The organism is Mesorhizobium sp. B1-1-8 (assembly GCF_006442795.2).
Classification (GTDB): domain Bacteria; phylum Pseudomonadota; class Alphaproteobacteria; order Rhizobiales; family Rhizobiaceae; genus Mesorhizobium.
In genome coordinates, this window is sequence record NZ_CP083956.1 from 2,913,311 (window position 1) to 2,933,800 (window position 20,490).

Here is a 20,490-nt window from a genome sequence, read left to right on the forward strand (position 1 = left end):
AGATGCAAAAGTGGCCGGCATAATGGACCGGCGGCAATATTGCCGGTACGGAGGTGGCGACCACTAGAGCGAGGGAAGCGACATGCCGGAACGGCAGCCGGGCGTTGCCGCGGCTGCCGTGTGAAGCGCGTTACAGTTCTGTCTTTTACTTCCGCTATACCTGCACGTTGAGCATCCAAGGGGATAACGATGCCCGATGTCATCAAGGTGCGCGCGGCGACCAACAACGAGGTGGCGTTCCTGGCATGGGACATTGACGGGATGATCCCGGGCTGTCTCGGCTTCGAGATCGTCCGCATCTATCCCGATACTGGCGAAGAGCGTTGTCTGGCGGCGTGGGTGCCATTCAAGGGACAGCGCAACCCAAGATGGATACCTCAGGATACCGGCGTTTGGCCTGTCCAGAAGACTTTCTGGCGCGATCTTACGGTGCGCCGGCGCCGCGACAGCATCGATCTTAGGCCGGCCGGTGAGATGATTGCCTACCGCGTGCGCCCGGTGGGCGACATGAGGCCCGGCCTCGATCCGGTGCCGGTGCGTCCGGAGCAGATCGTGGACGGCGAGCCGGCCTACACAGGCACCCCGCGGCCGCTCGGCTATCTTGGCAAGGGCGCCGTCAGCGCGCCGATCTTCCTGGGACAGATGTTCGGCAAGGCGCGGGTCGCCTTCACCAACGGCGTGCTCTCCACGCAATGGATGTCGCATGCACTCGCGGAAGCCGGCATCAAAGTCGGGCAGCGCGACAAGATTGCGGCCGAGCTTCAGCGCCCCGGCAGCAAGATACGCGCCTATCTGCATGGCGACGTGCCCGACGTGCTCACCAGCCTCATGAAACGGGCCAAGAGCGAAGGCGGCACCGTCAGGCTGGCGCTTTACGAGCTTGGTGATGAGGAGCTCTGCGACGCGATCATCGACGCCAAGGACGTCGTCGAAGTGATCCTGTCCAATTCCGCCAAGGACGATCAGACCAAGCTCTGGGATGCCGGCAACGCGCCGTTCAGGAAGCGCCTGCGCGACGCGGGCGTGGTGCTGACGGATCGCCTGTTCAACAACAACCATATCGGCCACAACAAGTTCGCCGTCTACCGCGATGGCCAGGGCAATCCACAGGCGGTCATGACCGGCAGCACCAACTGGACGGCGACCGGCATCTGCGGCCAGTCCAACAATGCCTTTGTCCGCGATGATCCGGTCATGGCGGAGGTGTTCAATGCCTATTGGGAGCGGATGAAAGCAGATGTTTTCCCGCCGCCGGCCAATGAAGGAGCGGCCGGACACGCCGTGCAGACGCAAGGCGTGCCGTTCCGGACGGAAAACCACAGGCCGAACCCGTTGAACGGCGCCTCGGCGCAGCTTGACGGCATGACAATATGGTTTTCGCCGAATGATCCCCAGCGAAACAAAAAGGACATCACGGTGCGGCCGGTCGACCTCGAAGACGTTTTCGCCCGCATCAAGGCGGCGAAGGACTGCGTGCTGTTCCTGGTGTTCAATCCCTCGCTGCTTGGCGACAATTCGATCATCGACCAGGCGGTCGCGGCGGCGAAGGCCAATCCGAAGCTGATCGTTCAAGGCGCGATCAGCGACGAAACCGCCATGCCCAACTATGTCGCCCCGACCAGGGATCCCGTCACCCACAAATCCAACAAGGATGGCAAGTCGCCCTTCGTCTATCCCGAAAAACTCTGGGAGGCGCCGAACGTCTCGATTGTCAGGGCGGCCAACCTGACGGCTGCCTCGATTGCCAGGGATTTTCAGGCGGAGGTGCTGACTGTCGGCCATGCCATTGTGCACGACAAGATCGTGATCATCGATCCGATGGCAGACAACGCCACCGTGATCACCGGCAGTCACAACCTCGGCTACAAGGCTTCCTATGAGAACGATGAGAATCTGGTGATCGTGGAAGGCGACAAAACGTTTGCCGCGGCCTATGCCGTGCACATGCTCGACGTTTTCGATCACTACAAATTCCGTGCCTGGCGCCGGACAATCGGCAAGGGTCCCGCGGACGATGACGGAATTTTCATCGACGACCACTGGCTCGCGCCCTATGCCGAAGGCAAGAAAGGGGCGATCGCCCGCTATTTTCCATAGATGTCTTTCCGGCGACGGACAAAATTCAGCTCATCGGCCGCGCTTGCTGGGCTGCTGATCGCCTTCGCGCTCTCTCGTTCGGCCAAGCGCAAAAGCGCCTGACAGGATCTGGCTGGAGCAAGCGCTTTTTACCGCCGGGACTTACGGCCATCGAAGCGAACCGCTAAGGCTGCCCGACGGGAAGCAGATCATGGACATGGCGCAAACGAACAGGGATGAGCCGATGCAGTGGGCGGCGATCACCGGCGTGATCGCTACCGTCTCGGTGTTCGCCATCGCGCAGGGACTGTCCTATCCGCTGCTCAGCTTCATCCTGCAGCGCCAGGGCGTGTCGCCGGCGTTGATCGGCCTGTCGGCGGCGATGACGCCGATCGGCTTCATCCTGTCCTCACCGCTGATCCCGGCGCTGGCGCGCCGCTTCGGGGCAGGGCGCACCGCGCTCACTTGTGCCGCGCTTTCGGCGCTGGTGCTGGCGATGATCGGCTGGACGCAGGATCTCTATCTGTGGTTTCCGCTGCGCTTCCTCATCGGCGCCGTGACCAACCCGCTCTATGTCTTGAGCGAAATCTGGGTGATCGCGCTGGCGCCGCCATCGCGGCGCGGCCGCGTCATGGGCGTCTATTCGACCATCATCTCGGCCGGTTTCGCGGCCGGTCCGCTTTGCCTGCTTGCCGTCGGCACCGAGGGCTGGCCGCCTTTTCTCGTCGGCATCTTTGCTTTCCTGTTCTGCGGCGCCTGCCTGGCCATCGTCGTCCGCCGGCTGCCCAAGGTCGACGAGGCCGGCAACAAGGTCTCGGTCATGGGCTTTATGCCGCTGGCCTGGCTGCTGCTCGCCGCGGTCGTCGTCGCAGCGGGCTTCGAACAGGGAGTGCTGGCGCTGCTTCCGGTCTATGGCACGCATTACGGCATCGCCGAGGCCAGGATGTCGGCGCTGCTGTCAGTGATGATTGCCGGCAACATCGCCATGCAGGTGCCGCTTGGCCTGCTCGCCGAACGTCTGACGGCGCGCCTGGTGCGGTTCGGCTGCGTGCTGGTGACGATGCGGGGCTGCGTGCTGCTGCCGGTCTTGATCGAGACGCCGCTGATCTGGGTATGCGTGTTTGTCTGGGGCGCTGTTTCCTACGGCGTCTACACCATGTCGATCATCGAGCTCGGCGAGCGCTTCAGCGGCTCGGCGCTGGTCGCAGGCAATGCCGCCTTCTCGCTGATGTGGGGCGTCGGCGGCATCCTTGTGCCGCCGCTCACAGGCGGCGTCATGGATGCGATCGGCGCGGCCGGCCTGCCGGTGACGCTGGGCGCGATCTGCGCGGCGCTGGCATTAGCGACCATCGCCCGAAGGCGGATGGTGTAAATCAAATCGATGATCGGCCAGGCTTGCGGCACATTGCGGCTTGAATGTGAGCGCATCGAACGCGATGTAGGCAGGGCTGCAAGACAATCCGGAGACCTGCATGACCAGCTTGATGACCAAAGGCCAGCCTGAACAGGCGGCCGACGATCCCTTCCTCTGGCTGGAAGAGCGCAACAGCAAGGAAGCGCTCGACTGGGTCCATCGCCAGAACGAGCTGACGGTTGCCGAATTGCAGGGCGATCCTTGCTATCAGCCCGCCTTCGACACCTCGCTCGACCTGATGACGGCCGAGGACAATATGCCGGTCGGGTCGGCCCTTGCAGGCCACGTCTATAATTTCTGGCAAGACAAGACCAATGCGCTCGGTCTGTGGCGCCGCACGAGCGTCGCTTCCTACAAGACCGACAAGCCTGAGTGGGAGCCGATCATCGATTTCGATACGCTCTCCGCCAAGGAAGGGGTGAAATGGGTGTTCGGCGGCGCCAGCCGGCTCTATCCCGATTTTAACCGCTGTCTGCTCTCCATGTCGCCGGACGGCGGCGACGCCAGCGAGATGCGCGAGTTCGACATCACAACCAAATCCTTCGTCGAGGACGGCTTTCGCGCGCCGGCTTCGAAGTCGGGCTTTTCCTGGCTGGACAAGGACACGGTGATCGTGTCGGCGGCGTTTGAGGAGGCCGACAAGACGCAGTCCGGCTATCCGCGGGTCATCAAGCTCTGGCGGCGCGGCACCAAGCTGGAGGATGCAACACCGGTTTTCGAAGCCGAGAAGCAGCATCTTGCGGTCGGCGGCGGTGTCGAGTTCGATGGCGACAAACGGCATGTGCTGTTGGGCAAGACCATCGACTTCTTCACCTCGCACAGTTTTCTGCGGCTGACTTCCGGCGAGAACAGGCGCATTCCGCTGCCGGATGACGCCACCGATACGGCAATCTTCAAGGGACAGCTTGTCTTCGGCGTGCGCAGCCCCTGGACAGCGCCGGACGGCATGCACTGCCTGCCCGACGGGCTCTATTCGGTCGATTTCGACCGCTGGATCGAGACCGGCAGCTTTGAGCCGGTCGAAATCGTGCTGAAGCCGGCGCATCGCGTTTCCATCGCCGGGCTCGCCAGGACACAGGACCGGCTGTTCATCAATCTGATGGACAATGTGCGCGGCAAGGTCGTCGCCTGCGACCGCACCGCCGATCGCTGGTCGCTGAAGCCGGTCGCGCTGCCGGACAACGGCAATGTCGGCATCAGCCATGCCGAGCATTTCGGCGCCAGCGTCTCCTTCTCCTTCACCGATTTTCTGACGCCCAGCTCGATCATCTGGTCGGACGACAATGGCGAGACTTTGAAGACCGTGAAATCGCAGCCGGCCCGCTTCGACGCCTCGCCCTACATTTCGGAACAGTTCGAGGCGCGATCGAAGGACGGCACGATGATCCCGTATTTCGTCGTCAGGCGGCGCGACCTGAACGGGCCGGTGCCGACGCTGCTCTACGGTTATGGCGGCTTCGAAGTGCCGCTCTTGCCGGGCTATGCCGGCATTCGCGGCAGGCTGTGGCTGGACAAGGGCAATGCCTATGTGCAGGCCAATATCCGCGGCGGCGGCGAGTTCGGGCCGGCCTGGCACCAGGCGGCGCTGAAGGGCAAGCGCCAGAACGCTTTCGACGATTTCGCCGCTGTCGCCGAGGACGCGGGCAGGCGCGGCATCACGACCGCCGCGCAGCTCGGTATCCAGGGTGGCTCGAATGGCGGACTGCTCACAGGCGTGTCGCTGACGCAGCGCCCCGAGCTGTTCGGCGCCGTCATCATCGACGTGCCGCTGCTCGACATGCTGCGCTACACCGAACTGCCGCCCGGTGCCTCGTGGATAGCCGAATATGGCGATCCCTCGAAGCCGGAGGACGCGGCCTGGCTGGCGGCCTATTCGCCCTACCAGCATGTCGCGGCCAACGTCGCCTATCCGCCGGTGCTGCTGATGACTTCGACCGCCGACGACCGCGTCCATCCCGGCCATGCGCGCAAGATGGCGGCGCGGCTGCAGGAGGCCGGCCATGCCAATACGCTGTTCTTCGAGGAGACTGAAGGCGGACATGGCGGGCGCGGCGACCGCCGGCCGCAGGCCGCGCAAACGGCCATGCGCTATGTCTTTCTGCAGCGGGCGCTTGGCGGATTAGCTTGAATTTGTAGCCTCGCGCGGCTTAATGTGCCGGCATGGTCCGCATCAGCACATCAGGCGCCTTCGGGGTCGCGGTGACGCCGTCACCGCGCACGCTGCGTGCCGAGCTTTTGCGCCTGTGCGCCCGCATCGGCTATTCGCCGCCCATCCTCCTCTGACGAATCCGCCCCGGCTGTTGCCGGATTGATTCAAGAGGAAAGATCAAAATCATGACCTACCAGAACTATTCGCTGAAGCAGCTTCAGCAGATCGACGCCGCGCATCACCTTCATCCCTTCACCGACCATAAGGAACTGCGTGAGGCCGGCTCGCGCATCATCACCCGCGCCGACGGCCCGTTCATCTACGATTCCGAAGGCGCTGAAATCCTCGACGGCATGGCCGGCCTTTGGTGCGTCAATGTCGGCTATGGCCGTGACGAGCTGGCCGACGCCGCCTCCGCCCAGATGAAGGAACTGCCTTACTACAATTCCTTCTTCAAATGCTCGACGCCGACGCCGGTGCTGCTGTCGAAGAAGCTTTCGGAACTGGCGCCAAAGCATGTCGGCCAGGTGTTCTACGGCTCCTCCGGCTCGGAGGCCAACGACACCGCGCTGCGGCTCGTCCGCCACTATTGGGCACTGGAAGGCAAGCCGGAGAAGAACCGCATCATCTCGCGAAAGATGGGCTATCACGGCTCGACGATCGCCGGCACCTCGCTCGGCGGCATGGAGCCGATGCACAAGCAGCTCGGCGGCGCCGTGCCCAACATCGTCCATGTCATGATGCCCTATGCCTATGAGCTGGCGCTGCCCGGCGAAAGCGACCATGATTTTGGCATCCGTGCAGCCAAGGCGGTCGAGGACGCCATTCTCGAAGCCGGCGCCGACAAGGTCGCCGCTTTCATAGGCGAGCCGGTGATGGGCGCCGGCGGGGTGAAAATCCCGCCGATGAGCTACTGGCCGGAAGTGCAGCGCATCTGCCGCAAATACGATGTGCTCTTGATGCTGGATGAGGTGATCACCGGTTATGGCCGCACCGGCGAATGGTTCGCGGCACAGACTTTTGGCGTCGAGCCCGACACCATCACCACCGCCAAGGCGCTGACCTCCGGCTACCAGCCGCTGTCGGCGCTGCTGGTGGGCGACCGCATCGCCTCGACTCTGGTCGGAAAGGGCGGCGAGTTCTATCACGGCTACACCTATTCCGGTCATCCGGTGGCCTGCGCGGTGGCGCTGAAGAACCTTGAGATCATCGAGCGGGAAGGCCTGGTCGAGCGGGTCAGGAACGACACCGGTCCGTATTTCGCGCAGGCGCTGCAGGAGCATATCGCCGGCCACAGGCTGGTCGGCGAGGTGCGCTCGATCGGCCTGATGGGCGCGATCGAGATCGTCAAGGACAAGGCGACCAAGGAGCGTTATTTGCCGTCGGGAAGTGCCGCTGTGATCGTGCGCGACCATGCGATCGCGCAAGGCATGATGCTGCGCGCCACCGGCGACACGATGATCCTGTCGCCGCCGCTGATCTGGACACGCGACACGATCGACATGGCCTGCGAGCGCATTGCCAGGGCGCTCGACCTCGCCGAGGCGGATTTGCGCAAGCGGTAGGCTAGGCAAAGTGATCGGGCGCCTCGAGTATGGGGCGCCCGGCGATCGATCGGCTGGGAGCGCCTTGCGTTAGAAACGCAAAAACCGCGTCCCAAGGGGAACGCGGCTCTGCCAAGAAACGCATGGCACTACGCTACTGGAATACTTGCGAAACGTACGGGCTCCGGTACGCGAGACCTGATCCGGAGCGCCGGGCGGACGTGATGTCCGCCTCACAGTCCGTTTTAAAGGCACATCGTTACCGGGGAGTTATCGAGAGCTTAAGCAAATCTAAATTTGCCGGCTTACCGCCGAAAATTTTCACTAATAAGCCTTTGAAAGCAGCAATTTACGTTTTGTCACCGCGCAGGAAATTTATGATGCCGGAAAAATCGGCCCCGGCATTGCCTTGCGCGTTGAACAGCGCGTAAAGCTGCGTCGCCTCGGCGCCGAGCGGCGTCACCGCGCCGGCGCCCTGGGCGGCTTCCTGCGACAGTTTCAGGTCTTTCAGCATGAGGGCCGCGGCAAAGCCCGGCTTGTAGTCGCGGTTGGCGGGCGACGCCGGCACCGGGCCGGGCACCGGGCAATAGGTGGTCAGCGACCAGCACTGGCCGGAGGAGGTGGAGGCGACGTCGAACAGCGCCTGGTGCGAGAGGCCGAGTTTTTCGGCGAGCACGAAGGCTTCGGCGACGCCGATCATCGAAATGCCGAGAATCATGTTGTTGCAGATCTTGGCGGCTTGGCCGGCGCCATCGCCACCGCAATGGACGATGCGGCCGGCCATCGGCTGCAGGATCGGCTCGGCGGCGGCGAAGGCCTGATCCGAGCCGCCCGCCATGAAGGTCAGCGTGCCTGCGGTGGCGCCGCCGGTGCCGCCGGACACCGGCGCGTCGATCGACGGCAGGCCGTGTCTGGCGGCAATGGAATGGGCCTTACGCGCCGATTCGACATCGATGGTCGAGGAATCGATTAGCAAAGCGCCTTTCTTCGCCTTGGGCGCGATGTCCTCGTAGACTGACAACACATGTCTGCCGGCGGGAAGCATGGTGATAACCATGTCGGCATCTTTCACCGCGGCGACGGCGTTGGCCATCACCGTCACGCCGTGCTCTTTCGCGATCGCAAGGTTCTCAGGCACGAGATCGAAGCCCAGCACTGCATGGCCAGCCTTGACCAGATTGGCGGCCATCGGGTTCCCCATGTTGCCGAGACCGATGAAGGCGATAGTTGCCATCGTTGTTCTCCAGAATATTTGTCGTCAGCGTCCGATCAGGGCCCGTGCGATGATGACGCGCATGATCTCATTGGTGCCTTCAAGGATCTGGTGAACGCGCAGGTCCCGCACCAGCTTCTCGATGCCGTAGTCGTGCAGATAGCCGTAGCCGCCATGCAGTTGCAGCGCGTCGTTGGCGACGTCGAAGCCTATATCGGTGACGAAGCGCTTGGCCATCGCCGACCATTTGCCGGCGTCCGGCGCCTTGCGGTCGAGCTTCGAGGCGGCGGCGTAAAGGAAGATGCGGGCCGCCTGCAGCTCCGTCTCCATGTCGGCCAGCTTGAACTGCAGCGCCTGGAACTGGTTGATCTTCGAGCCGAAGGCCTTGCGCTCGGCCGTATAGGCGAGCGCCTTGTCCAGCGCCGACTGCGCGCCGCCGAGCGAACAGGCGGCGATGTTGAGCCGTCCGCCATCGAGACCAGCCATGGCGATGCCGAAACCGGCGCCTTCCGCAGCCAGCAGGTTTTCGGCCGGCACCTTGCAGTCTTCGAAGATGACCTGGCGGGTCGACTGCATGTGCCAGCCCATCTTGTGCTCATTGGCGCCGAAGGAGAGGCCGGGCGCGTCCCTCGGCACGACAAAGGCCGAAATGCCTTTCGGGCCCTCGGCGCCGGTGCGCGCCATGACGACATAGAGATCGCTGTCGCCGGCGCCGGAGATGAACTGCTTGGCGCCGTTGAGCACATAATCGCCGCTGCTCTTCACCGCGCGCGTCTTGAGGGCCGCGGCATCCGAGCCGGAGCCGGGCTCTGTCAGGCAATAGCTCGCCAGCCACTCCATCGACGTCAGTTTCGGCAAGAAGCGCCAGCGCTGCTCGTCTGAGCCGAAGCGGTCGATCATCGAGGCCGCCATATTGTGGATGGAGATGAAGGAGGAAAAGGCGGGGTCGGCATGGGCGAGCGCCTCGAAGATCAGCACGGCGTCGAGACGGCCGAGCGCCGAGCCGCCGACATCGTCGCGCACATAAATGCCGCCGAGGCCGAGCGGCCCGGTTTCGCGGATCACATCGGCGGGAAAGTGCTTTGCGCGATCCCAGTCGAGCGCGTTCGGCGCGACGCGGTCTGCAGCGAAGGCCCCGGCCATCTCCTTTATGGCGCGCTGCTCCTCGGTGAGTTCGAACTGGCCGGTGCCGGCATCGACCGCCGCGTCCATCGCGTGCTCCCTGTCGTTTCAGACCTTCTGGCCTGTCGTTTTTGGCTTTGCGCGCTGTTCAATCTAGACCAATGATGCCGCCGCGCAACCCGGCCGTCCGCGGAGCGGCTGTGCATGGATTGATCAACGGAGCCGCACGTGCCTACAGTTTTCGATGAGTTGCTGGAGCGCTTGCATGGCTATCTGGCCAATGTCGACAGCGATCTGGTCGCGGATACCGTCGCCCGCATCGACTGGGACATGCCCTCCCGCTCCCTCGAACCTCGCCCGCTCGACTGCCTTCGCTATCTCGACCGGATCGCGGAGCTTGCGCCGCCGGACATCCGGCCTGTGGCGCGGTTCGTGGCGGATCATCGCGACGACTTTCGCTGGGGCCAGACCTATACCGCCGCCGATTTCGGCCAGGAATTCATCGACAATTACGGCTGGCTGGAGGTGTTCGGCACACGCGGGCATTTCGTCAATGACGAAGTCGCGGCAGGCCTGCTGATCCTCGGGCCCGACATCGTCTATCCCGACCATCATCACATCGCCGAGGAGATCTACATCCCGCTGACCGGCGGCACTGAATGGCGCATGGGCGAGGGCGGTTTTCATGTTCGCGCGGCAGGCGAAGTAATCCATCATTTGTCCAACGTCAGCCATGCCATGCGAACGGGCAAGGAGCCGCTGATGGCGCTCTACATCTGGCAGGGCGGGCCACTGGCACAGACATCCACAATACGCGACGCCGTCGCGGGGGGCAGGGGCTGATGGCCAAAGCGATCATGCTGCAGGGCACCGGCTCCGATGTCGGCAAGACCGTGCTGGTGGCGGGGCTTTGCCGCGCGGCAAGGAGGCGCGGGCTGAAGGTCCGGCCGTTCAAGCCGCAGAACATGTCGAACAATGCCGCCGTCGCCGACTTGCCGGGCGACAACAGAGCCGGAGGCGGCGAGATCGGCCGTGCGCAATGGCTGCAGGCGATGGCCTGCGGCGTCGCGCCGACCGTGCATATGAACCCGGTGCTGCTCAAGCCGCAGAGCGATATCGGCTCGCAGGTCGTGGTGCAGGGCAAGGTGTTCGGCGAGGCACGGGCGCGCGACTACCAGGCGATGAAGGGCCGGCTGATGGACGCCGTGCTGGACTCCTGGGCCAAGGTCGGTGAGGGCGCCGATCTCGTCATCGTCGAAGGCGCCGGCTCTGCGGCCGAGATCAACCTCAGGAGCCGCGACATCGCCAATATGGGTTTTGCCACGCACGCCGACGTGCCGGTGATCCTCGTGGGAGACATCGACCGAGGCGGCGTGATTGCGTCCGTGGCCGGCACGCATCTGATCCTGCCGGAGGGGGACCGGCGCATGATCGCCGGCTACCTCATCAACAAGTTCCGGGGCGATGTTTCGCTGTTCGACGACGGGATCAAAGCGATCGAAAAATTCACCGGCTGGCGCTGCTTCGGCGTCGTGCCGTGGCTGAAAGCGGCGGTAAGATTGCCGTCGGAGGACTCGGTCGTGCTCGAACGGCTGGCCTCGGGCGAGAAGCGGGCGCTGAAGGTGGCAGTACCGACGCTGGCGCGCATTGCCAATTTCGACGATCTCGATCCGCTCAAGGCCGAGCCGCAGGTCGAGGTGGTTTTCGTGCCGCCGGGCAAGAAGCTGCCGGAAGATGCCGGGCTGGTTGTCATTCCCGGCTCTAAATCGACCATCGGCGATCTCATAAAATTCCGTGAGAATGGCTGGGATCGCGATCTCATCGCCCACCGCAAGCGCGGCGGCTATGTGGTGGGCATCTGCGGCGGCTACCAGATGCTCGGCCGGATGGTGCGCGACCCCGACGGCATCGAAGGCAGCGTGACCGAGGCGGAAGGCCTTGGCCTGCTCGACATCGAAACGATGATGGAGCCGGAAAAGACGGTGCGCAATTCAAGCGCCCGGTCGGTGCCGTTCGGGCTGCCGCTCGAAGGCTACGAGATCCATCTCGGCCGCACCACCGGACCGGACACCGCCCGGCCGTCAGCGATCATCAACGGCGTCGAGGACGGCGCGATCTCCGCCGACGGCAAGGTGATCGGCACCTATCTGCACGGCCTGTTTTCCGCAGATGCCTTTCGCGCTGCATATTTGGAAAGCCTCGGCGTCAGAAATGGTGGCATCGACTATCGCGCCGAAGTCGGGCGGGCACTGGACGAGGTCGCGGCCGAGTTGGAGAGGCATCTCGACTGCGACGCGATCTTTGGGTTGGCGCGGTAGTTTCTCGATGCCTTGAGCTGCGTTCGTTCGCGAGTCCTGTACCTTGGCGATTAGCCGAGTCACGTGTGCCGTCGTCATCCACGGGCGAAGCAAGGAGCGAAGCGACGCAGCGCAGACCCGAGGATCCATTCCGTGACGTCGAGGTGTTGCAACGGTGCAGAATTCTGCTCCGCCGCGCCCTTCGATCAACGTAACGGCATGGATCCTCGGGTCTCCGCGACGGAGCTTCGCTCCTGCTTCGCCCGTGGATGACGAAGTTTAGACGCCGTCGCTAACCTCGATTGCCGGCGGTAGACCTACGCTTTCTCTCTGAGCCCGATGGCGAAGGCTTCGGCGAAACTGATCACCAGCGGCACGGTCAGCGAGGCATATTCGACAATGCGGAAATGTCCGGGCAGCGTCTCACGGTAACCGCAGATGTCGGTGACGATGCCGCCCAGCGGTAGGGCAGGTGTGAGCCTCACCATCTCGAACCTATCGGCGACGGTCCGATTGTCTTTTCGATGGCGCTCCGTCTCGACGGACATGGGATGATTCTATCAGACCGTGTCCTGGAATCAAAAGCGCCCGGCCGGGCCGGGCGCTTCGAGTCGCCTAAGATTCGCGATTTCAAGCACCACGCATCAGGCAGCCGCCGGCGAGCACAATATAAGCGATGAGGACGATCCACACCGCGGCAAGAGGGATGAACGCAAGAATGCCAAGAGCGGCGAGAATGCCGATGATGGCGATGATCAACGAAATAATGAACACGATTTGGGTGGGTGCACTGAGGTTCATGTCTAGTCCCTTCAACATGATTCGTACGCACCCAGTCTATCAGCGGCGCCGTCACACACCAATTAGCTGGCGCAAAGGATTCGCAGGGTCGGCGAACAGCTTGATCGCCAGCGCCAGGCAGACGACAAAAATAGCAGCTCGATCAGTCTGGCGCCGATGCGGATGGCCAGCCCTGCGTCGACGCGGGCGCGCCGAGGAACCCTGTTTGCGCAAGACCGATTCCACGCTAACAAAGAGATCGGAATCGCAACGGGAGGCTGATGGCGATGGCGCTGCTCGACCAGATACGATCGATCTTCGACGGCGACCCCGGCGTGCGCAAGGTGGCGGACGATCCGGTGCTGTCGGCCGAACTCCTGATGCTGTTCCGGATGATCCTGGCCGACGGCTCGGTCGCGGAGAGCGAGATGATCGCCTTCCGGCGCATCTGCAAGGATGCGTTCGGCATCCCCGAAACCTCGATCGACAGCGTCATCGAATATCTCAACGACTACGGCTACGAGACCAACGGCTCGCAGGCAATCGCGTTGTTTCACGATCTTGACGTGGAGCGGCGCAAGCTGCTCGCCCGCCATATGGCGGAGATCGCCAAGGCCGATGCCAAACTCGCCGAAAGCGAGGTCAAGTTGCTGCGCCGCACGCTGGATCTGCTCGACATCAGTCCCGTCGACCTGGTGAAGCCGGAGGGCTGACGCTTGAGCAAACAGTTCGCTGGCGCTGGGAGCGTTTGAATGGCCTTTGCCGACAGCTATCTTGGGCGATTGCGGGCGTTGATCGGGAACCGTTTGGTGCTGATGCCAGGCGCGCGCATCGTCATCGAGCGCGCCGACGGCTGCATCCTGCTGCAGAAGCGAACTGATTTCGGCGTGTGGGGCCTGCCTGGCGGCAATGCCGAGGAAGGCGAAGGCTTGGAAGCGGTGGTGATCAGGGAGGTTGTCGAGGAAACCGGGTTGATCGTCAGCGATATCGAACCGTTCGGGTTCGGCTGCGACCCACAATATGAAACCATCCAGTTTCCGAATGGCGATCGCACACAGTTTTTCGCGCTGGTGTTTTACACGCGCTCCTTCGAAGGCGAGCCGGCCGTCACAGATGATGAAAGCACTGCGGTCGGCTGGTTTACGCCCGACGGCTTGCCCGAAATGCTGCCCAACATGGCGCGCAGCATAGAGGCCTATCTGCGGTTCAAGGCCTCCGGAAAATTCCAGATGATCTGAGAGGCTAAAGCATGTTGCGTGAAAAAGGGTTCACGCGACATGCTTTAGGTCTTTGATTTAAGCATGTCTTTGTCCCGAAACCGCTGCACACTTTCGGGAGACATGCTTTAACCTTGTTCCTGCAACCGCCGAGCGATGGCCCGATGCAGGTCAGGGGCAGCGGCAACAAGCGCCTGTGCTGCTTCCGAACGCGGATGGTCGAGCACAGCGCCGGTCTTGCCGCGCTCGACGATCTTGCCTTCATGCATGACCAGCACCTCGTCCGAGATGGCGCGGGCGACCGTCAAATCGTGGGTGATGAACAGGTAGGCGATGCCGAGCTTCTGGTTGAGCTCGGCGAAGAGGTCGAGGATCTGGGCGCGTATCGACACGTCGAGCGCCGAGACCGGCTCGTCGGCGACGACCAGCTTCGGCCGCGTGATGATGGCGCGGGCGATCGACAGACGCTGGCGCTGGCCGCCCGAGAATTCATGCGGATATTTATCCATGTCGCGCCGGTCGAGGCCGACCTCGTGCAGCGCATGCGCGACCATCTCGCGCCGCTCGGCTCTCGCCGGCTGCTTTTCCAGAAGGTGCAGCGGCTCAGCAACCAGCTTTTCGACTTTCTGGCGCGGATCGAAGGAGCCGTAAGGGTCCTGGAACACCACCTGCATGTCACGGCGCGCGGGCTTCAGCTCGGCCTCTGTCTTGCCGGTGATGGTTTCATCGCGAAAGCGGATCGTGCCGGCCGTCGGCTTGTCCAGCGCCAGGATCATGCGGGCAAGGGTGGACTTGCCGCAGCCAGAACGGCCGACGAGGGCCACCGATTGGGCCGGTTCAATGGTCAGCGAGACATCGTCGACGGCGCGGATCGGCTCTGCCGGCCTGAACAACGATTTGCGCCGACCCGGATAATCCCGGCTGACGCTCTCTACCTCGAGCAAGGGCTTTGCCGAACCGGCAAGGTGCGTCTTAGGCCGTGCCGGCACATGCGTGGAAGCCAGGGCCAGCTCACGCGTATAGGGATGCGACTGCTCCGACAGCGTGCGCGCGGTGTCGCCGGCTTCCATCACCTCGCCACGGCGCAGGATGGTCAGGCGATCGGCTATCTCGGTCACCACCGCGAGGTCGTGCGAGATGAGCAATAGGCCCATGCGGTTTTCGGCGACGAGATCGCGCAAGAGATCGAGGATCTGCGCCTGCAGCACCACGTCGAGCGCCGTTGTCGGCTCGTCGGCAATGAGCAGCTTCGGTTTCAGCGCGCAAGCGATGGCAATGACGACGCGCTGGCGCTGGCCGCCGGACAGTTCGTGCGGGTGGCGCGACAGCGGGAATTTTGCCTCCGGCAACCCGACCCGGTCCAGCATTTTTCGCGCCCGCTCCTCGGCCTCGGCGCGACTTGCCTTGGTGTGCCAGCGAATGCCTTCGGCCACCTGCTCGCCGATCGTCTTGACCGGGTTGAGCGCCGTCATCGGCTCCTGGAAAACCATGCCGATGTCGTCGCCGCGCAGCGCGCACATCTGGTCCTCGCTTGCGGCAAGGATATTGATGCCGTCGAAGGTAATTTTTCCGTTGGGGCGTGCGAGGTGCGGCAGGAGCCGCATGATTGTCAGCGCCGTCATCGACTTGCCCGAGCCCGATCCGCCAACCAGGCCGACCACCTCGCCGGGCGCGATTGCGAGCTCGACTCCCTTAAGGATCGGCGTGCTGCCGATCGAGAGCGACAGAGCCTCGATCTCGAGCAGGCTCATCGCCGTCGCCGCGATTTCGGGTCAAGGATGTCGGCGATGCCGTCGCCGAGCAGGTTCAGGCCGAGCACGGTGATGACGATCGCCATGCCGGGAAAGATCGCCATCCATGGCGCCGTCACCATGCGCGTCTGCGCGTCGAACAGCATGCGGCCCCAGCTCGGCATCGGTGGTTGCGCGCCGAGGCCGACATAGGAAAGGCCGGCCTCGGCGAGGATGCCGAGCGCGAACTGGATGGTGCCCTGGACGAGCAGCAGCGTGGCGATATTGGGCAGGATGTGCTCGATCGTGATCCCGGTCATGCCCTTGCCGGCGGCGCGCGCGGCAAGGATGAATTCGCGTGGCCAGATTGCCAGCGCGCCGGCGCGGGCGACACGCGCGAACACAGGGATGTTGAAGATGCCGATGGCGATGATGGCGTTGATCGCGCCGGGGCCGAAAATGGCTGTGATCATGATTGCAGACAGCAGAGCAGGGAATGCGAAGACGAGGTCGTTGATGCGCATCAGCGCTTCGTCCGCGAGACCGCCGCGCGCCGCGGCAAGGGCGCCGAGCGGCACGCCGACGCCCATGCCGATGCCGACAGCGACCAGCGCCACCGCGATCGAATTGCGCGAGCCGACCATGATCATCGACAGGATGTCGCGGCCGAAATGGTCGGTGCCGAACCAGTGCGCCAGCGACGGCGCCTGCGTCTTGTCGGCGATCACCAGCCTGGTGACGTCATAGGGCGTCCAGACGAAGGAAAGCAGCGCGACTGCCGCCACCAGCAGCGTGATGACGAAGCCGATCAGGAACGAGCGGTTGCCGAACGCCTTGGCCAGAACCCCGGCAAGCGTCTCCTCGGGCAGGTCGACGCGCATCGTCATTGCCGGCCCCTGAGCCTAGGGTCGACGAGGGCATAGGAGAGATCGACGAGCAGGTTGACGGCGATCACGGCGGCGACGAGCAGCATGACGACGCTCTCGACGACGACCAGGTCGCGTTGGGTGATGGCCTGGAACACCAGCCGGCCGAGGCCGGGCAGGTAAAAGACGTTCTCGATGATGATGGTGCCGGCGAGCAGGAAGGCGAATTGCAGGCCGAGAATGGTGAGCACCGGGATCATGGCGTTGCGCAATGCATGGCGCCAGAGCACCGCGCGGTAGGGCAGGCCCTTGGCGCGGGCGGTGCGGATATAGTCTTCGTTCAGCACCTCGATCAGCGCCGAGCGGGCGACGCGCGCCAGGATCGCCGCCTGTGGCAAAGCTAGCGCAATGGCCGGCAGCATCAGCGATTTCAGCGCCGGCCAGAGGCCAGCGCTCCAGCCGGGAAAGCCGCCGGCTGGCACCAGCCGCAGCCAGACGGCGAACAGATAGATCAGCATCAGCGCGAACCAGAAGTTCGGTACCGCAACACCAAGCTGCGCCGCGCCCATCGCCACGGTATCGCCGGCGCGGCCCTGGCGGCTGGCGGAAAACAGGCCGACCGGGATGGCGATCACCGTCGAAAGCGCCAGCGCGATCAGCGCCAGCGGCAGGGAGACGACAATGCGCTCGCGCACGAGATCGATAACGGGGACCGAATAGGTGTAGGAGCGGCCGAAATCGAGGCTGAGCAGCCCGCCCGCCCAGTGCAGATAGCGCAGGATGAGCGGCGCGTTGAGGCCCATCTGGTTGCGCAGCAGTTGAACCTGATCGGCGCTGGCGTTGAAACCAAGCATCAGCCGCGCCGGATCGCCGGGCAGGATCTCCAGCACGGCAAACACCACCATCGAGGCCAGCACCAGGGTAAGGGCGGCGATGATGAGGCGTTTGAGCAGGTAGGCGGTCACGGCGCAGCGACCCGGCGATCGCGCCTTTCGGCCACAGCCGTCAATCCGTCCATTTCACCTTGGTGAGGTCGTTGGCCTGGATCGGGGCATTTTCCCACAGGCCTTGCAGCCTGGTATCCCAGACGCCGACCTTCGGCAATTCGTAGAGGAAGCCGACCACGGCATCGTCGGCGAGGATCTTCTGCGCTTCGCCGAGCAGTTCCTTGCGCTTTGCCTCATCCGAGGTGAGGTTCAGGTCGGCGATGATCTTGTCGAAGGTGGGATTGTCGTAATTGAAGTAATAATCCTTGCGCGAATAGATGTCGATGTCGTTGGGCTCGGTGTGGGAGACGATGGTCAGGTCGTAGTCCTTCTTGGTGAAGACCTGATCCAGCCACTGCGCCCATTCGACCGGGATGATCTCCAGATCGATGCCGACATCGCGCAGCTGCGAGGCGATGATCTCGCCGCCAAGCCGCGCATAGGAAGGCGGCGGCAGCTTCAGCGTCGCCTTGAAGCCGTTTTCGAGTCCGGCCTCCTTCAGCAGTTCCTTGGCCTTGTCGACATTGTGCGGATAGAGGCCGGTCAGGTCGACATAGTCCTTGTTGGCCGGCGACATGTGCGAGCCGATCGGCACGCCCAGCCCCGCCGAGGCGCCGTCGATGACCGCCTTGCGGTCGAGCGCGAAGGAGATCGCCTGCCTGACCTGCAATTTGTCGAAAGGCGGCTTCTTGTTGTTGATGGCGAGGATGGTCTCGCCCTCGGTCGAGCCGATCACCACCTTGAAACGCGGATCACCCTTCACCTGCGAGAGGCTGTCGGGGTCGAAAAAGGGAAAGGCCTGGATGTCGCCCGACAGCAGCGCCGGAACGGCGGCGGCGGCATCCGGCACGATGCGGAACTCGACCTTGTCGAGGAAGACCGGGGCGCCCCAGTAATTGTCGGATTTCACAAGCGTGATTGAGGAACCCTTGGTCCAGGCCTGGAACTTGAACGGGCCGGTGCCGATCGGCTTTTCCTTGTTGGTGTCGGCCGATCTGGGCGACACGATCACCGCGTCGCCCCAGCCCATATTGTAAAGGAAGCCTCCTTGCGGGTTCTTCAGCGTGACCTTGACGGTCGCCGCGTCGATCACCTCGACCTTGTCGATTTGCGCGAACAGGCCCTTTTGCGCATTGACCGAGTTGTCGGCGCGGGCGCGGTCGAGCGAGAATTTGACGTCGTCGGCGCTGAAGTCGGTGCCGTCATGGAACTTCACGCCGGTATGCAGCTTGAAAAGATAAGTCTTGCCGTTATCCGAAATGGTCCAGCTTTCGGCGAGGTCGGGCAGCACCTCGCCATTCGGCCCGATGCGGGTCAGGCCTTCGAAGACATTGGCATAGAGCACCTCGTCGATCGCCGCCGCCGCGCCGGCGGTCGGATCGAGATGCGGCGGCTCGAGCGGAATGCCGATGACGAGGTCGGTGCGCGTGGCAAACGCCGGAGCGGCGGTGGCGAGTGCCAGAACGGCCGCGGCCAGAATGGTCTTCCACAGTTTCATCGCACCGACTCCCATTTGCCAGAGCCTTATCCATCCCGACGGAAATCGGAATGGGGCTCGATGTTTGGTTGAGCATGATCTTTCCGAAAACCGGTTCCCACTTTTCGGGGATCATGCCCTGTGCTCAAGCCTGGCGGATAGAAGCGTGATTTCGCGCGGGAGTAAATTGCGTTTCGTGTTGTCCGGCCGAACGGGGAGAAATGTTTTTCGCCATCGCCGGTCAGGCCGTCGTGCCGCGCAGCAGCAGGTTGAGGCCGATCGCCATCACCTTAGCCGACTCCACCATGTCCGAAATGCCGACCCATTCGTCGGGACGGTGGGCGAGGTCGAGAATGCCCGGACCATAGGCGATGCAGTCATAAAGGTGGCCGATGCGGGCGATGTGCTTCTGGTCGTAGGTGCCGGGCGAGATAACGTACTCCGGCTCGCGATCGAAAACTTCCATGATGCCTTGCGCGACGGCCTTGACCACGGGCGCGTCGCGCTCGGTCATCAGCGGCAGCACCTCCATCAGGTCGCGGATCTCGTAGTCGAATTTCTTGCGCTGGCGCTTCAGCCGCTCGAGGATGCCAGTCACCTCGCCCTTCACCGTATCGAGGTCTTCCTCGAGCAGGAAGCGGCGGTCGATGGTCAGGCGGCACCAGTCGGGCACGTTGGGCGAGGGCAGGCCGGGGCGAAAATCCTCGGTCTGACCGCCATGGATGGAATTGATGTTCATGGTCGAGCGCCTGGCGCCTTCGGGCACCACAGGCATGCGCGTCACCTTGCGGTCGAGCGCCGGGAACAATTCGTCCTCGAAAGCCTGCAGCACGGCGCCCATATGGCGCACGGCATTGTCGCCGAGGAACGGCATCGAGCCATGCGCGATCTCGCCCTTGGTCTCGATCTCGGCCCACCAGACGCCGCGATGGCCGAGGCAGATGCGATCCTTGTTCAGCGGCTCGGGAATGATGACGTGGTCGACCTTCGGCTTCGAGAAATAGCCGAGCCTCGCCAGATGCGCGACGCCGCCGAAGCCGCCGGACTCCTCGTCCGCCGTGCCGGATATCTCGATGGCGCCGGGAAAGTCGGGATAGACTTCCATGAAAGCTTCGGCGGCAATGATCGAGGCGGCAAGCCCGCCCTTCATGTCGCAGGCGCCGCGGCCGTAAACCCTGCCGTCCTTGACCAGCCCGGCGAAGGGATCGACGGTCCAGCCGTCGCCGGCCTCGACCACGTCGATATGCGAATTGAAATGCACGCAAGGACCCGGCGAGCGGCCGTCGAAGCGGGCCACGACATTGATGCGCGGATAGCGGTCGGTGTCGCCGGGCGTGCCTTCGGCGCGGATGAACTCGATCTCGAAACCGAGTTTCCGTAAGCGCGCGCCGACATACTCGGCGCATGGCCCATAGGCCTCACCCGGCGGGTTGACGGTCGGAAAACGGATCAGGTCGGCGGTCAGCGCTACCAGCTCGTCGAGCCGGTTGTCGACGGCCCTCAGGAGTCGTTCCTTCATCGGACAATTGAAGAAGGAACGCGGCATTTTTGCAAGCAACCTGCCGCGATCAGTGTGTATCGGCCAACGCAATCCCGGAACGCCTAAACCGTCGAGGGTG

The 20,490-nt window shown here is 63.5% G+C and carries 17 protein-coding genes and 1 pseudogene; 9 read left to right on the forward strand and 9 right to left on the reverse strand.

Translation table 11 applies throughout. From position 1 onward, the window contains the following. Positions 1–189: 189 nt before the first annotated feature. The 5 genes from FJ974_RS14145 (at position 190) to FJ974_RS14165 (ending at position 7,204) form a co-directional block, all read left to right on the forward strand. The gene (locus tag FJ974_RS14145) at positions 190–2,097 is read left to right on the forward strand and encodes a phospholipase D-like domain-containing protein (RefSeq protein WP_140537434.1); all 1,908 of its coding nucleotides are present in this window, start codon (positions 190–192) and stop codon (positions 2,095–2,097) included. Between the two features lie 190 nt (positions 2,098–2,287). Then, entirely contained in the window at positions 2,288–3,448 is a 1,161-nt protein-coding gene (locus FJ974_RS14150) for an MFS transporter (RefSeq protein ID WP_140537432.1), read from the forward strand. A 100-nt stretch (positions 3,449–3,548) separates the two neighbouring features. Further along, positions 3,549–5,618 carry a prolyl oligopeptidase family serine peptidase gene (locus tag FJ974_RS14155; protein ID WP_140537431.1) on the forward strand — a complete coding sequence of 690 codons (2,070 nt, stop codon included), beginning with the start codon at positions 3,549–3,551 and terminating at the stop codon, positions 5,616–5,618. A 32-nt stretch (positions 5,619–5,650) separates the two neighbouring features. Then, positions 5,651–5,773, forward strand: a complete 123-nt coding sequence (locus FJ974_RS14160; RefSeq protein WP_140537429.1) for a capsid protein — start codon at positions 5,651–5,653, stop codon at positions 5,771–5,773. A 51-nt stretch (positions 5,774–5,824) separates the two neighbouring features. Next, positions 5,825–7,204, forward strand: coding sequence for an aspartate aminotransferase family protein (locus FJ974_RS14165; RefSeq protein ID WP_140537427.1), 1,380 nt, complete (start codon positions 5,825–5,827; stop codon positions 7,202–7,204). A 328-nt stretch (positions 7,205–7,532) separates the two neighbouring features. Here FJ974_RS14165 and mmsB read toward each other — a convergent pair whose 3' ends face one another. Then, positions 7,533–8,417, reverse strand: coding sequence for a 3-hydroxyisobutyrate dehydrogenase (gene mmsB / locus FJ974_RS14170; protein ID WP_140537424.1), 885 nt, complete (start codon positions 8,415–8,417; stop codon positions 7,533–7,535). Between the two features lie 24 nt (positions 8,418–8,441). Next, entirely contained in the window at positions 8,442–9,608 is a 1,167-nt protein-coding gene (locus FJ974_RS14175; RefSeq protein WP_140537423.1) for an isobutyryl-CoA dehydrogenase, read from the reverse strand. A 138-nt stretch (positions 9,609–9,746) separates the two neighbouring features. Here FJ974_RS14175 and FJ974_RS14180 point away from each other — a divergent pair, with 138 nt between their 5' ends. Further along, a complete protein-coding gene (locus FJ974_RS14180) occupies positions 9,747–10,361 on the forward strand; it encodes a dimethylsulfonioproprionate lyase family protein (protein WP_140537421.1) in 615 nt (204 codons plus the stop codon). Further along, positions 10,361–11,836 carry a cobyric acid synthase gene (locus tag FJ974_RS14185; RefSeq protein WP_140537420.1) on the forward strand — a complete coding sequence of 492 codons (1,476 nt, stop codon included), beginning with the start codon at positions 10,361–10,363 and terminating at the stop codon, positions 11,834–11,836. The genes FJ974_RS14180 and FJ974_RS14185 overlap by 1 nt, the downstream gene beginning before the upstream one ends. 311 nt (positions 11,837–12,147) lie before the next feature. Here FJ974_RS14185 and FJ974_RS14190 read toward each other — a convergent pair. Both FJ974_RS14190 and FJ974_RS14195 read right to left on the reverse strand, forming a co-directional pair. Further along, positions 12,148–12,363, reverse strand: a pseudogene (locus tag FJ974_RS14190) (AraC family transcriptional regulator); the annotation flags it as partial. An 82-nt stretch (positions 12,364–12,445) separates the two neighbouring features. After that, entirely contained in the window at positions 12,446–12,616 is a 171-nt protein-coding gene (locus tag FJ974_RS14195) for a hypothetical protein (RefSeq protein ID WP_140537418.1), read from the reverse strand. A 260-nt stretch (positions 12,617–12,876) separates the two neighbouring features. Between FJ974_RS14195 and FJ974_RS14200 the strand changes: the two genes are divergently transcribed. Beyond that, entirely contained in the window at positions 12,877–13,308 is a 432-nt protein-coding gene (locus FJ974_RS14200) for a TerB family tellurite resistance protein (protein ID WP_140537417.1), read from the forward strand. A 39-nt stretch (positions 13,309–13,347) separates the two neighbouring features. Next, on the forward strand, positions 13,348–13,833 hold the full coding sequence (locus FJ974_RS14205) for an NUDIX domain-containing protein (RefSeq protein ID WP_140537415.1): 486 nt from the start codon (positions 13,348–13,350) through the stop codon (positions 13,831–13,833). 107 nt (positions 13,834–13,940) lie between these two features. Here FJ974_RS14205 and FJ974_RS14210 read toward each other — a convergent pair whose 3' ends face one another. The 5 genes from FJ974_RS14210 to FJ974_RS14230 all read right to left on the reverse strand — a co-directional run bounded on the left by FJ974_RS14210 (position 13,941) and on the right by FJ974_RS14230 (position 20,390). After that, entirely contained in the window at positions 13,941–15,563 is a 1,623-nt protein-coding gene (locus FJ974_RS14210; RefSeq protein ID WP_140537413.1) for a dipeptide ABC transporter ATP-binding protein, read from the reverse strand. After that, positions 15,560–16,429: an ABC transporter permease gene (locus FJ974_RS14215; protein ID WP_140537412.1), complete on the reverse strand. Its 870-nt coding sequence runs from the start codon at positions 16,427–16,429 to the stop codon at positions 15,560–15,562. Before FJ974_RS14215 ends, FJ974_RS14210 begins: the two co-directional genes overlap by 4 nt. After that, the gene (locus FJ974_RS14220; RefSeq protein ID WP_140537410.1) at positions 16,426–17,373 is read right to left on the reverse strand and encodes an ABC transporter permease; all 948 of its coding nucleotides are present in this window, start codon (positions 17,371–17,373) and stop codon (positions 16,426–16,428) included. The genes FJ974_RS14215 and FJ974_RS14220 overlap by 4 nt, the downstream gene beginning before the upstream one ends. 40 nt (positions 17,374–17,413) lie before the next feature. After that, entirely contained in the window at positions 17,414–18,892 is a 1,479-nt protein-coding gene (locus tag FJ974_RS14225) for an ABC transporter substrate-binding protein (protein ID WP_140537408.1), read from the reverse strand. Positions 18,893–19,112: 220 nt separating this feature from the next. Further along, positions 19,113–20,390, reverse strand: a complete 1,278-nt coding sequence (locus FJ974_RS14230; RefSeq protein ID WP_140537407.1) for an acetylornithine deacetylase/succinyl-diaminopimelate desuccinylase family protein — start codon at positions 20,388–20,390, stop codon at positions 19,113–19,115. Positions 20,391–20,490 lie beyond the last annotated feature (100 nt).

Bases quoted from the DNA above. Each gene is read 5' to 3' on its own strand.
- FJ974_RS14145 (WP_140537434.1), top strand. From the start codon at position 190: ATGCCCGATGTCATCAAGGTGCGCGCGGCGACCAACAACGAGGTGGCG.
- FJ974_RS14150 (WP_140537432.1), top strand. From the start codon at position 2,288: ATGGACATGGCGCAAACGAACAGGGATGAGCCGATGCAGTGGGCGGCG.
- FJ974_RS14155 (WP_140537431.1), top strand. From the start codon at position 3,549: ATGACCAGCTTGATGACCAAAGGCCAGCCTGAACAGGCGGCCGACGAT.
- FJ974_RS14160 (WP_140537429.1), top strand. From the start codon at position 5,651: ATGGTCCGCATCAGCACATCAGGCGCCTTCGGGGTCGCGGTGACGCCG.
- FJ974_RS14165 (WP_140537427.1), top strand. From the start codon at position 5,825: ATGACCTACCAGAACTATTCGCTGAAGCAGCTTCAGCAGATCGACGCC.
- mmsB (WP_140537424.1), bottom strand. From the start codon at position 8,417: ATGGCAACTATCGCCTTCATCGGTCTCGGCAACATGGGGAACCCGATG.
- FJ974_RS14175 (WP_140537423.1), bottom strand. From the start codon at position 9,608: ATGGACGCGGCGGTCGATGCCGGCACCGGCCAGTTCGAACTCACCGAG.
- FJ974_RS14185 (WP_140537420.1), top strand. From the start codon at position 10,361: ATGGCCAAAGCGATCATGCTGCAGGGCACCGGCTCCGATGTCGGCAAG.
- FJ974_RS14195 (WP_140537418.1), bottom strand. From the start codon at position 12,616: ATGAACCTCAGTGCACCCACCCAAATCGTGTTCATTATTTCGTTGATC.
- FJ974_RS14200 (WP_140537417.1), top strand. From the start codon at position 12,877: ATGGCGATGGCGCTGCTCGACCAGATACGATCGATCTTCGACGGCGAC.
- FJ974_RS14205 (WP_140537415.1), top strand. From the start codon at position 13,348: ATGGCCTTTGCCGACAGCTATCTTGGGCGATTGCGGGCGTTGATCGGG.
- FJ974_RS14210 (WP_140537413.1), bottom strand. From the start codon at position 15,563: ATGAGCCTGCTCGAGATCGAGGCTCTGTCGCTCTCGATCGGCAGCACG.
- FJ974_RS14215 (WP_140537412.1), bottom strand. From the start codon at position 16,429: ATGACGATGCGCGTCGACCTGCCCGAGGAGACGCTTGCCGGGGTTCTG.
- FJ974_RS14225 (WP_140537408.1), bottom strand. From the start codon at position 18,892: ATGAAACTGTGGAAGACCATTCTGGCCGCGGCCGTTCTGGCACTCGCC.
- FJ974_RS14230 (WP_140537407.1), bottom strand. From the start codon at position 20,390: ATGAAGGAACGACTCCTGAGGGCCGTCGACAACCGGCTCGACGAGCTG.